This window comes from Pseudomonas sp. TH04 (assembly GCF_016651355.1).
Lineage (GTDB): Bacteria > Pseudomonadota > Gammaproteobacteria > Pseudomonadales > Pseudomonadaceae > Aquipseudomonas > Aquipseudomonas fluorescens.
The window spans coordinates 5,835,613-5,848,670 of sequence record NZ_JAEKEA010000001.1 but is presented as its reverse complement, the minus strand read 5'-3'; the positions used below and the strand labels follow the sequence as shown (position 1 = coordinate 5,848,670).

At 61.5% G+C, this 13,058-nt stretch carries 12 protein-coding genes; 5 read left to right on the top strand and 7 right to left on the bottom strand.

Annotated elements, in window-relative coordinates:
- Positions 1 to 64: 64 nt before the first annotated feature.
- From JFT85_RS26400 to JFT85_RS26390, 3 genes are all read left to right on the top strand, one after another.
- Complete coding sequence (locus tag JFT85_RS26400; RefSeq protein WP_069551269.1) at positions 65 to 340, top strand: hypothetical protein; 276 nt, start codon at positions 65 to 67, stop codon at positions 338 to 340.
- A gap of 112 nt (positions 341 to 452) precedes the next feature.
- The gene (locus JFT85_RS26395; protein WP_053257003.1) at positions 453 to 1,316 is read left to right on the top strand and encodes a LysR family transcriptional regulator; all 864 of its coding nucleotides are present in this window, start codon (positions 453 to 455) and stop codon (positions 1,314 to 1,316) included.
- A gap of 58 nt (positions 1,317 to 1,374) precedes the next feature.
- Positions 1,375 to 2,379: a LacI family DNA-binding transcriptional regulator gene (locus JFT85_RS26390; RefSeq protein WP_053257004.1), complete on the top strand. Its 1,005-nt coding sequence runs from the start codon at positions 1,375 to 1,377 to the stop codon at positions 2,377 to 2,379.
- Here JFT85_RS26390 and JFT85_RS26385 read toward each other — a convergent pair.
- From JFT85_RS26385 to JFT85_RS26360, 6 genes are all read right to left on the bottom strand, one after another.
- Positions 2,376 to 3,101 carry an SDR family oxidoreductase gene (locus JFT85_RS26385; RefSeq protein ID WP_053257005.1) on the bottom strand — a complete coding sequence of 242 codons (726 nt, stop codon included), beginning with the start codon at positions 3,099 to 3,101 and terminating at the stop codon, positions 2,376 to 2,378. The genes JFT85_RS26390 and JFT85_RS26385 overlap by 4 nt on opposite strands.
- A 136-nt stretch (positions 3,102 to 3,237) precedes the next feature.
- Positions 3,238 to 4,770: an FGGY-family carbohydrate kinase gene (locus tag JFT85_RS26380; protein ID WP_069551270.1), complete on the bottom strand. Its 1,533-nt coding sequence runs from the start codon at positions 4,768 to 4,770 to the stop codon at positions 3,238 to 3,240.
- 1 nt (position 4,771) lies between these two features.
- On the bottom strand, positions 4,772 to 5,851 hold the full coding sequence (locus tag JFT85_RS26375) for an alcohol dehydrogenase catalytic domain-containing protein (RefSeq protein ID WP_069551271.1): 1,080 nt from the start codon (positions 5,849 to 5,851) through the stop codon (positions 4,772 to 4,774).
- Positions 5,852 to 5,878: 27 nt separating this feature from the next.
- On the bottom strand, positions 5,879 to 6,871 hold the full coding sequence (locus JFT85_RS26370; RefSeq protein ID WP_053257008.1) for an ABC transporter permease: 993 nt from the start codon (positions 6,869 to 6,871) through the stop codon (positions 5,879 to 5,881).
- A complete protein-coding gene (locus JFT85_RS26365; protein WP_187601337.1) occupies positions 6,837 to 8,345 on the bottom strand; it encodes a sugar ABC transporter ATP-binding protein in 1,509 nt (502 codons plus the stop codon). Before JFT85_RS26365 ends, JFT85_RS26370 begins: the two co-directional genes overlap by 35 nt.
- A gap of 64 nt (positions 8,346 to 8,409) precedes the next feature.
- Positions 8,410 to 9,333: a substrate-binding domain-containing protein gene (locus tag JFT85_RS26360; protein WP_078826908.1), complete on the bottom strand. Its 924-nt coding sequence runs from the start codon at positions 9,331 to 9,333 to the stop codon at positions 8,410 to 8,412.
- Positions 9,334 to 9,650: 317 nt separating this feature from the next.
- Here JFT85_RS26360 and JFT85_RS26355 point away from each other — a divergent pair, with 317 nt between their 5' ends.
- Positions 9,651 to 10,328, top strand: coding sequence for a sterol desaturase family protein (locus JFT85_RS26355; protein ID WP_053258005.1), 678 nt, complete (start codon positions 9,651 to 9,653; stop codon positions 10,326 to 10,328).
- The gene (locus tag JFT85_RS26350; protein ID WP_078826909.1) at positions 10,325 to 11,425 is read left to right on the top strand and encodes an SMP-30/gluconolactonase/LRE family protein; all 1,101 of its coding nucleotides are present in this window, start codon (positions 10,325 to 10,327) and stop codon (positions 11,423 to 11,425) included. Before JFT85_RS26355 ends, JFT85_RS26350 begins: the two co-directional genes overlap by 4 nt.
- Positions 11,426 to 11,476: 51 nt before the next feature.
- Here the strand turns inward: JFT85_RS26350 and JFT85_RS26345 are convergent, their stop codons facing one another.
- The gene (locus tag JFT85_RS26345; protein ID WP_201230700.1) at positions 11,477 to 12,919 is read right to left on the bottom strand and encodes a hypothetical protein; all 1,443 of its coding nucleotides are present in this window, start codon (positions 12,917 to 12,919) and stop codon (positions 11,477 to 11,479) included.
- Between the last annotated feature and the right edge of the window lie 139 nt (positions 12,920 to 13,058).

The following is a 13,058-nucleotide window of genomic DNA, read 5'->3' as shown; positions in this document are numbered from 1 at the left end:
TGTGCACCTCCGGTCGCGTTTGGCTTATAATTCGCGCCTCTTTTTTTTGCGCGGATTGTTTCCAATGCGATTCACCAGGACCGTTCTGGCGAGTGCCGTACTCGCCCTCCTGCCGGCCATGGCCCACGCCAGCGCGCTGGACTTGACGTACGAAGCACCTGTCACCGAGGCAGCGCCACACGACGCCCCCGCGACCGCCACCTCGTTATTCCCGGTCAAGACCAAGCCGCCGGTGACATTCGAGTACGCCTGCAAAGGCCCGCGCTGCCAGTATGAAGATGACCTTGAACAGCGCCACGACGACCAGACCACACACAGCTGGTCCATCGGTCTTCAATAACGCTCAGCCGAGCTTGAGCTGAAAGGCAATCAACGGTGGGCGCCGGCACGCCGGCGCCCACCGTTACAAGCACATTCCATTACACTGTCCCTCTTCTTCACCCGGGACGCTTATGGACATCGAACTGGCACGCACGTTTCTCGAAATCACCCGCTGCGGCAGCCTGGCTGCGACGGCCGAGAAACTGCACGTCACCCAGACCGCCATCACCGCACGCGTAAAAAACCTCGAGAGCCAGTTGGGCAGCACGCTGTTTGTGCGCAACCGCGCCGGTGCGCGGTTGACCGCCGATGGCGAAGCCTTTGTGGTGTACGCCAACCAATTGCTGCAAACCTGGGAAGCCGCCAAGCGTGACCTGCCGCTGCCGGATGGCTACCGCAACGTGCTGCATATCGGCGGCGAGGTCAGCCTGTGCAACCCGCTGATGCTCGGCTGGGCGCAGGCCCTGCGCGAACATATCCCAGGGCACGCGCTGCGCACCGAAATACGCGAAGGCGAGTACCTGCTGCGCCAGTTGGAACTGGGTGTGCTGGATGCCGCATTAGTGTTCCAACCGCAGTACTGGCCGGGGTTGCAGGTGGAACAGGTGCTGGAAGAAAAACTGATCCTGGTGCAACGGGTGAGCAAGCCGGCGCCGTATATCTACATTGACTGGGGCCCGGGCTTTCGCCAGCAGCATGATGCCGCGCTGCCCGACAAAGCCCGTGCAGCGCTGAGCTTCAACCTCGGGCCGCTGGCGTTGCAGTACATCCTGGAGAATGGCGGCGCCGGGTATTTCCGCACGCGCGTGGTGCAGAGCTACCTGGACAGCGGCGTGATGCAGCGGGTGCCGAAGGCGCCGGAATTCAGTTTCCCGACCTACCTGGTGTACTCACGGGCGCGCGACAGTGCCGTGTTGCAGCAGGCGCTGGCGCTGCTGCGCGAGGTGGTCAAAGCCGAAAGTGACTGGTCACAACGCTGGGACCCGCTGATTTGAATCACCGTACACCACGGCGCGTGCTAGCCTGCGGGTGTTTCCTTTCGCAGCCTTATCGATGAACAAGAAAAAGTCCGTCACCATCAGCGACATCGCCAAACGGGTCGGCATGACCACTATCACGGTCTCGCGAGCGCTGAACAAACCTGACCAGGTCAAACCCGCCACGCTGGCGCGCATCCTCGACGTCGCGCGGGAGTTGGACTATGTGCCCAACGCCTTCGCCCGTGGGCTTAAACGCAGTGAAAGCCTGATCATTGGCGTGATCACCGCGTCGGTGGACAACCCGTTCTACAGCGAAATGATCAAGGCGATTTCCCGCGAGGCGAAGCAGCACGGCTACACCATCATGCTGGTGGACACCGACGAGCTGGCGGAGCTGGAAAGCAAAGCCGTCGACACGTTGCTGGGCTACCGCGTGGCCGGGATCATCCTGTCGCCGGTCTCTGATGAGCCGAGCTACCAGCCCGATTACCTGGAGCGGCTGGGCAACGGCAAGACCCCGGTGGTGCTGCTCGACCGTACGATCCACGACAGCCCGTTCAGCCGCGTGGTGCTCGACAATTACCACAGCGGCATTCAGGCCGCGCACTACCTGTTGCGCCAGACGCCCGACCTCAAGCGCCTGCTGGTGCTGACCGGCCCCGAGCATTCACGGATCACCGTGGAGCGCCTCAAGGGCCTGCGCGAAGTGCTCGCTGAGCATCCGCACGTACAGGTCGAAGTGCAGGCTGGCGACTACACGCTGATGCCGTCTTACCTGCATACCCTCGACTACCTCGCCGAACACTCGGCGCCGGACGCGATCATGGGTTTTAACCAGTTGATCACCCTCGGTGCCCTGCGCGCGTTGCGCATGCACAACATCCCCCATGACAGCCTGACCATCTGCGGCATCGACCGCCTGCCCTTCGCCGATATCTTTGGCGTGCCAATCGCCTGCGTGGCCCACGACGCCTCCCTGGCCGGCAGCAGCGCGGTACGCCTGCTGCTTGACCGCCTGGAAGACCCGTACAAGCCACGGGACAAGGTGGTCATCGCCGGCCAGTTGGAAAACGGCTAGCGACTGGTGTAGCCGCCATCGATCGGCAGGCTCACGCCGCTGATCATGCCGGCGGCATCGCTGAGCAGGAACAGCACCGGTAGCGCCACGTCCAGCGTCTGAGCAAAACGCCCCAAGGGAATGGCCGCCAACGCCGGATCGCGCTTGGCTGGGTCGGACCAGGCCATGGCGGCCATCGGCGTGAGGGTGACCGTGGGGTTGACGCTGTTGACGCGAATGCCGAAGCGGCCCCACTCGGCGCATTGCACGCGGGTGATGGCGTCCAGGGCAGCTTTGGAGGCGCAGTAGCTGAGGTGATCGTCGAGGGCGACCAACGAAGCCTGGCTGGAGACGTTGACGATGCTGCCGGCGAGCTTCGCCTCGATCATTTTTGCCGCGACCCGGCTGGCGACCTGGGCGGCGGCACGGGCGTTTACGTGCATCACCTGATCGAAGGCGGCGGCGCTGATCGCGGCGGCGGGTTCAAGCCGGGAAATACCGGCGCAGTTGACCAGGCCGTGCAGTGGCGGCAGGTCATGCAGGGCGTTGTCGAGGGCGGCGCTGTCGGCGATGTCCACGCACACCGCGTGGCAGCCCAACCTGGCCAAGGCCTCGGCGTCGCGGCCGAGGGCGAAGACTTCGGCGCCGCTGTTGATGAGCTGAAGGGCAATCTCATGGCCGATGCCGCTGGTGGCACCGGTGACGAGAATGCGCCGGTGGGTGAAGTTGAAGGTGGTGGTCATGGTCACTCTTCCATAGACAATAAAGGTCCACTGTGGGAGCTGGCTTGCCTGCGATTACGGTGGGCCAGTTAGCCCATTTGCCACTGATACACCGCTATCGCAGGCAAGCCAGCTCCCACATTCGGACCGTGTTGAATCAATCGGATTGCAAGCTGTGCATGATCGGTTTCAACGCGGGATACAGCTTCAAATACTCGCCAAACGCGCGGTCATAGGTCACGACATTCTCGCGCTTGGGCTGCGCGCGCAGTTCCAATTGCACCCAGCCCTTGTCCATCTGCGCATCGCTCACCAACCCCAGCGTATGCGCAGCCAGCAACGCCGCGCCCATTGCCGCCTCAACTTCTTGCACGATGGTGTAAACCGGGTACCGCGTGATGTCCGCAATAATCTGCATCCACAAATCCGAATGACTCGCGCCACCGACCACAATCAGCCGCGGGTCCAGTGATTGCGCGCCCTGGGTGCCGGCTTCGATATTGTGCCGCAGGGCAAAACTCACCCCCTCGAGCACCGCGCGGTACAGGTGAATGCGGCTGTGATACAGGTTCAGCCCGACAAAACTGCCGCTGGCACGGTCATCCCACACCGGGCTGCGTTCGCCCATCAAGTACGGCAGGAACAACAAGCCTTCGCTGCCTGCCGGGATCTTCATCGCGCGCTGTTCCAGCAACGCCAAACTGTCCTGGCCAGTAGCCTTGGCCTGTTGCTCTTCGGCCTGGCAGAACTGCTCGCGAAACCAGCTGACCGATGCCCCGGCGGTGATTGCACCGCCGAAGATGTACAGGTCCCGATGGCCGTTATAGACGTGGGGCATGCTCACCAGGCCGTGGCGTGCGTCGACGTGCTGGTTCAGATAGCCCCAGCACATGCTGGTGCCGATCATTGCCACATGGTTGCCCGGCTGCGTAACGCCTGCGGCCAGGGTCGCCATCGCCGCGTCCACGCCACCGGCGAGAATCGGTGTGCCTGCCTGCAGGCCCAGGCGCGCGGCCCAGGTCTCCAGCAGCCCACCCACCACCTCGCCGGAATACACCAACCGCTCAGGCATCATTGCCAGCGGTATCTGCAGTGCTGCGAGCATGTCTTCGGACCAGCCGCGCTGCGCCACGTCATAGACGCCGCCGATATTGCCGGCGCTGCTGTGGTCCACTGCCAGTTCACCGGTAAGGCACCAGTTGATATAGCTGTTGGGCGGCAGCAGGTAACGCGTGTTGGCCCATACTTGCGGCTGATGCTGCTTGAGCCAGAGCATCTTGGTGAAGCCGTAGTAGCTGTCCACCGAGTTGCCGGTGACCGCGAACAAGCGTTCAAGGTCAACATGCTCGCGCACCCAGGCCACCTGCTCGCCGGCACGGCGGTCCATCCAGATCAGGCACGGGTGCAGCGGCGTGATCTGCGCATCCACGGCAATCCCCGAGCCGCCGTACAGGCTGCTGATGCACAGCGCCTTGACCTGCTCTGCTGCCACCCCGGCCTTGGCCATGCACTGCGCCACGCAGGCCTCGACCGCGTCGAGCCAGACCTGCGGCCATTGCTCGGCCCAGCGCACTTTCGGGGTATCGACGCGATACCCCTGGCTGTGCTGGGCGATGATCGTGCCTTGAGCATCCACCAGCAGCGCCTTGGTGCTCTGGGTTCCAATGTCGACACCCATGACATAGTTCATCTCAAAGCACCGGTTTCAACAGCACCTTGATCGACTTCGTCGAGTTGGCCAACTCGAACGCTTCGGCAAAGTGATCCAGCGGGAAGTCGTGAGTGACGATGCCTTTGGAGGTGACCAGGCCGCGCTCGAACAGGTCGATGGCAATCGGGTAGCAATACGGGCCCAGGTGCGCGCCGCGTACGTCGAGCTCTTTGCGGTCGCCGATGATCGACCAGTCGACACTGGTTTCGGCACCGAATACGCTGAACTCGACAAAACGCCCGAGTTTGCGGATCAGGTCCAGGCCCTGGGTCACGCCGGCCGGTACGCCGGTGGTTTCGATGTACACGTCGCAGCCGTAGCTGTCGGTGAGGCCGTTGATGATCTCACGGGCGTTGTCGCGGGATGGGTTGATCACCACGTCGGCGCCGAATTGCTTGGCCAGTTCGAGGCGCTCATCGACCATGTCGATCACCACCAGTTTTTTCGGGGTCTTCAACGCGGCCACCTGGACCATGCACAGCCCGAGGGTGCCCGCACCGGCGATCACCACCACGTCATCCAGCTGGATTTCGCCACGGTTGACGGTATGAATCGAGCAGGCCATCGGCTCCACCAGCGCCGAATCTTCCAGCGAGACCGACTCCGGAATCTTGTGCACGATGGCGGTCTTGGGAATGCGCATGTACTGGGCCATGCCGCCTTCGGCCACTTCACGCTGGAAGCCAAAGATGTTGTGCACCTCGCACATCCAGTATTTACCCGACTTGCAGAAGCGGCACTTGCCGCACGGCACGATCTGTTCGGCGATGACCTTGTCGCCGACCGCCACTTCAAAGTGCTCTTCAGCGCCCTCGCCGACTTCCACCACGTAGCCAAAAAATTCGTGGCCCGGCACCACGGGCGCCTTGACCCACGGGTTGTCGCCGCCCCAGAACATCGCCGCCCCCGAGTGGCATTTGCAGTCGCTGGCGCAGATGCCGCAGGCGGCGATGCGGATCACCAGTTCATTGGGGCGTGCCTGAGGTTTGCTGATGCGTTGCAGGCGGTAGTCCTTCGGGCCGTGGCAGACGACGGCTTGCATTTCGGTGTGCTTGTCCATGGTGTTCGATCCTGTCTTGAGAGGAGTTTATTTATGGCGCTGACGGCTGATAAAGATCGCCAGCAAGATGATTGCGCCCTTGATCACACTCTGGACGTAGGGCGAGACGCCGAGCATGTTCAGGCCGTTGTTCAATACGCCGAGCAACATCGCGCCGAGCAACGTGCCGACGATCACGCCGCGCCCGCCGGCAATCGAGGCGCCGCCGAGCACCACGGCCGCAATCGCATCCAGCTCGAATGACACGCCGGCATTCGGCTGGCCGCTCATCAGGCGTGAAGTCAGCACCAGCCCGGCAATCGCCGCCGTCAGGCCGCTGATGCCGTACACCAGCAACTTGAATCGCGCCGCGCGCACCCCGGACAAACGCACCGCTTCTTCATTGCCGCCGATGGCGTAGATGTAGCGGCCGATGCGCGTGTGTTGCAGCAACACGTAGGCGGCAAAGTAGGTGATCAGCATGATCAGGATCGGCACTTCGATGCCGAACAGGCTCTGGCGGCCGAAAAAGCCGAACCACTCCGGCAGCCCGGAGATCGGGTAACCGTCGGTGTACATCAGGCCCAGGCCACGGGCGATGCCCATGGTCGCCAGGGTGACGATGATCGGCGGCATATGCAGGTAGGCGACGAACAGCCCGTTGCCGATGCCAAAGGCCACGCCGATCAACATCCCGGCGCCAATCGCCAGGCCCGGCGGCAGCCCCGCGACCATCAGGCCGGCGGTCAGGGTGCCGGACAGCGCCATCACCGGCCCCACCGACAGGTCGATGCCGCCGGTGAGAATCACGCAGGTCATGCCCACCGCAATAATCGCGTTGATCGACACTTGGCGGGCGATGTTCGACAGGTTGCTGGCGGTGAGGAAGGTGTCGCTGGCAAGAATCATCACCAGGGTCACCACCACCAGCCCGACAAAGGGATAAAACGCCGGCGAACGCAGCAGCCGCGCCAGGTTCAGGCGCAGTCGGCCGGTGTCGCCGGTGTTAATGGACGTATTCACTTGAGCCCCCTGTTGCATGGCGCATGACCTCTTGAGGATTGACGGCGGACGCTTCGAGTACCTTGACGATGGCGCCCTTGTGGAACACGGCGACGCGGTCGCACATGCCGATGACTTCCGGCAGTTCGGAGGAAATCATGATGATTGCGTAGCCCTGTTCGGTAAGGCTGCGCATGAGTGCGTAGATCTGCGCCTTGGCGCCAACATCAATGCCACGGGTGGGCTCATCGAACACCAGCACGTCGCAGTGGTGATTGATCCAGCGCGCAATCACCACCTTTTGCTGATTGCCGCCGCTGAGGTTGAACACCCGGCTCTCACCGCTGGGGGCTTTGATCGACAGCTGCTTCATCAGGCTGTCGACGCTGGCGCATTCGCGGCCCTTATCGATCAAGCCGCCAGTGTTCTGGTATTTGCGCAGGTTGTTCAGGGTGATGTTTTCGCGAATGCTGAAGTCGGTGATCAGCCCTTCACTCTTGCGGCTTTCCGGGAGCAGGCCGATGCCATGGGCCAGGGCCTGGCCCGGGTCGTCGAGGGTGATTTTTTCGCCGCGCAGCCATACGTCTTTGCTCACCGACGGCAGCGCGCCCATCATGCCCAGCGCCAGTTCGGTGCGGCCTGAGCCCACCAGCCCGGCGAAGCCGAGGATCTCGCCTTTGTGCAGCTGGAAGCTGTTGTGGGGGCCGTTGCGCACCAGCTGGATGTCCTTGACCTCCAGCAACAGCGGGCCGCGCTCGGCAGTCGGCTTGGCTGGAAAGCTGCATTCCAGGCGGCGGCCGACCATCATCTCGACCAGGCGGTCGATATCGCTGTCGGCCACATCGGTCACGCCCACATTGCCGCCGTCACGCAGCACGCTGATGCGGTCGCAGACCTGGAAAATCTCCTCCAGGTGGTGCGAGATAAAAATCACCGCCACGCCCTGGCGCTTGAGTTCGCGCATGATCTCGAACAGCAGCTCGGCTTCACTGGGCGTGAGGGTTGCCGTCGGCTCATCAAGCACCAGCAAACGCGCATCCAGGGCCAGCGCCTTGGCGATTTCGACAAACTGCTGCTCGGCCACACTCAGGTGCTCGACCGCACATTGCAGGTCGATCGTCACGCCCAGACGCTTGAACAACGCCTCCGATGCTTCGACCATCTCGCGCTTGCGCAACAGGCCAAAGCGGTTGCTCAGCTCGTGGCCGAGGAAGATGTTTTCCACCGCCGTGAGGTAGGGAATCAGGCTGAATTCCTGGAATACGATGCCGATACCGGCGGCAATCGCATCACGGTAGGTCGCGAACTGCTGCACCTGGCCGTTGATCAGGATTTGCCCCTCGTCCTGATGCTCGACGCCGCCGAGGATCTTCATCAGGGTCGATTTGCCCGCGCCATTTTCGCCGAGCAGGGCATGGATTTCGCCGCGCTCCACTTGCAGGTTGATGGCCTTGAGGGCCTGTACGCCCGGGTAACGCTTACAGATATTTTCCAGCTTCAGAAGACTGCTCATACCGCCGACCTCGTATTCAGTAGGTGACCTTAAGCCCCACGGGTTGGCGTGGGGCCTGGGCGAATTACCAGCTGAAGTCCTTGGCCTTGGCCTGGTCGATCAAGGTGATGTCCACCGGGAGCGTGGCGGGCACTTGCGAGCCCCACTTCTTGGCCAGGGCGATGCCCAGGGCAAGGCGGATCTGGTCGCGGGGGTATTGCGCCGAGGTGGCGATGAATTTGCTGCCGGGTTTCTGGATCGCCTTGATCGCTTCGGGTGCGCCGTCGACGCTGACCAGCTTCACGTCCAGCCCACTGGCTTCGATGGCCGAGAGTGCACCGAGGGAGCCGTTGTCATTCACACTGAAAATACCCTTGAGCGTGGGCTGGGCCTGCAGCATGTTTTCGGTGACGGTCAGCGCCTGGTCACGTTCCTGCTTGCCGTTCTGGACGCTGACGATCTTGATGTCGGGGTGCTTGGCCACGGCCTCTTTGCAACCGCGTACACGTTCGAGGATCGGCACCACGGCGATGCCGTCGAGGATCGCGATATTGCCTTTGTCGCCAATGTTTTTAGCCAGGTACTCACACGCCTGGAAGCCGGCGTCGAAGTTCTTCGAGCCAACAAAAGAGTCCAGCGGGCCGTCGGCCTGGGCATCCACGGCCACCACCACGACACCGGCAGCGTGGGCGGATTTGACTGCAGACTGCACGCCGACCGAATCGGTCGGGTTGATCAGCAGGATATCGATGCCTTTTTGCAGCATGTCTTCGACGTCGCTGACTTGCTTGGACACGTCGTGGCGGGCGTCGGTGATGATCAGTTTCGCGCCGATGGTTGCGCCCGCCTCTTCAAGGGCGTTTTTCATGGTGACGAAATAGGGGTTGTTGATCTCCTGGAAGGAGGCGCCGATGCGAATGGGCTTGGCGGCGTCGGCAAAAGCGGGGGCCGCGTTGCCGAGGGTGATGCTGACAGCCAGTAAACACAGGGTTTTCGGGAGCATTTTCATGGCGTGGATCTCTGTTTTGTTTTTATTTTTAGAGCAAATGTTATCGTTAACATTTTTCGAGAAGCTAGCAAGTAAATGGGTGCTGTGCAAGAGGCCATTGGTCACTCGGGGTTCAATGGCACTGCAGATTGAACCCGGTCAAATGGGGCAACTGGCTGGCCGGCGAGGCAGACACCTCGGTGCATCAGGCATTCCAAGTGGAGGCCATCGCCAGCAAGCCAGCGCCCACAGAGGCGGTGTGCACTGCGCAAAAACTCGCACAATCGCGCGCGCCAACTAAGCTCAGCCTCCAACAAAAACATCCTGAGCTTCCCGCCATGGCACACCCCACCGAAACGTTTCGCAGCCGCTACCGCAGCGAAGTGAACCGCCATTACAACCCATGGCTGCATGCAGGTTTTGTGCTCGGCTACGGCATCGTCTGCATCACCCTGGCCTGGTCCTCTACCGAGCACATCACTCCCCTCCAGTGGCTGGCAGTGCCGCTGACCCTGGTGTTTTTCAACCTGTGCATTTACCTCGTCCACCGCCACCTCGGCCACCGCAAACATACCTTCGCCCGGCTGTTCTACGCACGCCACACCGGTGATCATCACAGCTTCTTCACCCCCGGCCACATGACCTACGACAGCCCCAAGGACTGGCGCGTAATTCTGTTTCCCGCCTGGTTGATCGTGCTGCACAGCCTGATCATCAGCCTCCCCGCGTGGTGGCTGCTCAAGCAGTTGAGCCCGAATGTGGCCGGGCTGTTTGCCGGCTGCATGATCCTCGGCTACCTGCTCTATGAAGTGTTCCATGCCTGCGAACACCTGCCCGCTCACCACCCGGTGGCACGCCTGCCGTGGATTCGCCAGATGCATCAACTGCACGCGTTGCATCACCGTCGCGAGCTTATGCAAGGGCGCAACTTCAATATCGTTCTACCGTTGATGGATTACCTGTTCGGCACCTTGCACTGGGAACCGAGCGCCCACGACAACCAGGAAAAGCCATGAGCCACCGCCGCAAAAACCCGCGTCATTTACTGTTCGTGCTTGCGCTTGCGGTGATTACCTTTCTGCTGCTGATGCCGACCCAAGTGCAACCGGTGAATTGGTCCCCGCCCACGGCGCCGTCGATGAAGGAAGGCACCTACGCCGAGAACCAGCGGCTTAAGGCCGTACAAAAGATTGGCGCACAAGACATTCAAGGCCCTGAGGCTCTGGTGCTGGATGCGCAGGGTTTTCTGATCAGTGGCTTGCATGACGGTCGCATCATCCGCACCGCGCCCGACAGCCATACCCTGGAGGTGCTGGCCAACACCGGCGGCCGCCCCCTCGGTCTGGCCTTTCACCCGGATGGGCGTTTGATCGTGGCTGACGGGGTCAAGGGCTTGCTTGCACTCGATGCCAACCGCCAACTCACGCCGTTAAGCAGCGCCGCGAATGGCGTACCGTTTGGCTTTACCAATGACGTGAGCATCGACGCCAGTGGGCGCTATGGGTATTTCAGCGATGCATCACGCCGCTGGGGCTATGGCCAGGACGCTGAAGCGGTGATCGAGCATGGCGGCGATGGCCGCCTGTTGCGGTATGACTTCAGTAACGGCACCACGCAGGTGTTGCTCGATCATCTGCAATTCGCCAACGGCGTAGCCTTGGGACCGGATGAAAACTATGTGCTGGTCAATGAAACCGGCGCCTATCGCATCAGCCGCTATTGGCTCAAAGGCGAGCGAGCCGGCAGCCACGATCTGTTTGCCGAGAACTTACCAGGCTTGCCGGACAACCTCAGCTTCAACGGGCACGAGCGTTTCTGGGTCGCCCTGTACACGCCACGCAATCCATTGCTCGATGGTTTCGCCGGCTACCCCTTGTTGCGCAAGGTGATGGTGCGGGCATTGATGGTGCTGCCCAACCCCATCGAGCACAAAGCTTTCGTGCTCGGGTTGGACACCGACGGCAAGGTCATCGCCAACTTGCAGGATGGCAGCACAGGCAATTACTCGCCGATCACCAGCGCGCGGGAATACGGCGACTGGTTGTACCTGGGCTCGTTGAACAGTAAGAGCATGGCGCGCTTGCCGCTGAAGCTGGCGCTGGCGCGTGACTGACAAAAAAGGGGCAGCCTGATCAGGCTGCCCCTTTTCCACTGCATCAGCGGATCAATGGATGATGTTCTGAGTGCAGATGTGCCCAAAGGTCACATAAGACACATTGTCACCGCCGACACCCACGCCTGGGAACTCGTCCAACTCGATACGCCAGCCGCCGAAGTTGAAGGTGGTGTCCCAGTTGTACTTCACACCGGTGCTGCTGTCCGGGTATTGCACGCGGTATTCGCCGAAGCATTCACCGAGCGCGGCACTCGCCTGGGATGTGCCCGCACTGTTGGTGCTGGCCTTGAAGTCGGTCCAGTGGAACTCGGTCCCCTCAAAGCGCTTGTCGACGCGCAGGATCGGCGTGACGCCCAACAGAGGTGCGCCAGTGGAGTCGGACCAGTTGGTGCTCCAGTTCAACGTGCGTCCGGCCTGGGTCGCCATCCAGAAGATCGATGCCGGCACCCGCACGATGTTGTCGCCCTTCACATCCGACGTGTTCAGCCGTGGCGTAGAGCCCAGGCTCAATGCGTACTGCTTGGTCGGGTCCTGCGTCACCGCAGGATTGGCACGCACACGCACCTTGACGGTCGTGCCCGGCGTTACGCTCGGGTACGTCGAGGTGGAACCGGCCGGCACCGTGACCCAATTGGTGCCATCGAAGCGGTCGAAGATCCACTGGTTGCGGCTACCACTCTCATCGCCTGCCAGGTACATGCTCACACTTTGACCCCGTACGGCCTTGAAGTCGAAGTAATCGACGTCGTTAGCGTTGTCGAGATTACCGGTCACCTTGTTCATCGAGTCCGGCAGTACAAAGGCAGTTTGCGCGCTGTCATTCGGCTCAAAGGCATCGATGTTGGTATCCACCGCCACGCCGAAACTGAACTGCGCGTTGTTCGCGGTCTTGGCCACCATGTACCAGTAGTAGTCCCCCGCAGGCAGCACGCCGCCCAGGTATTCATCGGCATTGCCCGGGTTGTCGGAGGTGTCGATCAGCTGCGGATTACCCTGGCCGTCATCACGGAACAGGGTCAGCGACATATCGGCGCCAGCACTCTGATCGATCAACTGCACCAGCACCCGGGCGTTTTGCGGCAGGTTGAAGTGGTAAGGAAATTCCTGGCCGGTTTGCACCTCGGTGATGGTGTACAGCGTGTTGATCTCCAGGGTGGGAAACAGCGGTTCAAAGGCGGCGACAGCCGCACTTTTAAGGGAGGCCTGGCTCGGTTTTTTCAACGCGCTGACAGCCGTGTTGAACGGCGCCGACTTGGCCGCTTTGGAAGGGGCTTTGGCCTTGCCATTTTTGGCGTCCAAAAACTTTTGCCGCAGCTCGTCCGAGATCGGCACCGCAGTCAGAGTGCCGCCAGGTTTCAGCGCGTCAATCACACCTTGATTGACCGTTCCGGGGGTGAGTTGGGGAAGGGTTTGCTCGGCCAAGGCAGAGGCCGAAATCAAGCAGGAGGCCATCATGGCCGCGCCCAGCATCAGGGCTTTTGTGGGTTTCATTTTTTATCCATCCATAGTTAAAAAATTGAAGCTCGGGTGACCGGTGACATCCGGTCACCTGGGATGGACTGTAGAACATGACTGTATGCATGTACAGTATTTTTTAGGCGGATGTGAACTCGCGCCTACAGGAAAAAGA

Coding starts and splice junctions, on each gene's coding strand:
- JFT85_RS26400 (WP_069551269.1), top strand. CDS start 65: ATGCGATTCACCAGGACCGTTCTGGCGAGTGCCGTACTCGCCCTCCTG.
- JFT85_RS26395 (WP_053257003.1), top strand. CDS start 453: ATGGACATCGAACTGGCACGCACGTTTCTCGAAATCACCCGCTGCGGC.
- JFT85_RS26390 (WP_053257004.1), top strand. CDS start 1,375: ATGAACAAGAAAAAGTCCGTCACCATCAGCGACATCGCCAAACGGGTC.
- JFT85_RS26385 (WP_053257005.1), bottom strand. CDS start 3,101: ATGACCACCACCTTCAACTTCACCCACCGGCGCATTCTCGTCACCGGT.
- JFT85_RS26380 (WP_069551270.1), bottom strand. CDS start 4,770: ATGAACTATGTCATGGGTGTCGACATTGGAACCCAGAGCACCAAGGCG.
- JFT85_RS26375 (WP_069551271.1), bottom strand. CDS start 5,851: ATGGACAAGCACACCGAAATGCAAGCCGTCGTCTGCCACGGCCCGAAG.
- JFT85_RS26370 (WP_053257008.1), bottom strand. CDS start 6,871: ATGCAACAGGGGGCTCAAGTGAATACGTCCATTAACACCGGCGACACC.
- JFT85_RS26365 (WP_187601337.1), bottom strand. CDS start 8,345: ATGAGCAGTCTTCTGAAGCTGGAAAATATCTGTAAGCGTTACCCGGGC.
- JFT85_RS26360 (WP_078826908.1), bottom strand. CDS start 9,333: ATGAAAATGCTCCCGAAAACCCTGTGTTTACTGGCTGTCAGCATCACC.
- JFT85_RS26355 (WP_053258005.1), top strand. CDS start 9,651: ATGGCACACCCCACCGAAACGTTTCGCAGCCGCTACCGCAGCGAAGTG.
- JFT85_RS26350 (WP_078826909.1), top strand. CDS start 10,325: ATGAGCCACCGCCGCAAAAACCCGCGTCATTTACTGTTCGTGCTTGCG.
- JFT85_RS26345 (WP_201230700.1), bottom strand. CDS start 12,919: ATGAAACCCACAAAAGCCCTGATGCTGGGCGCGGCCATGATGGCCTCC.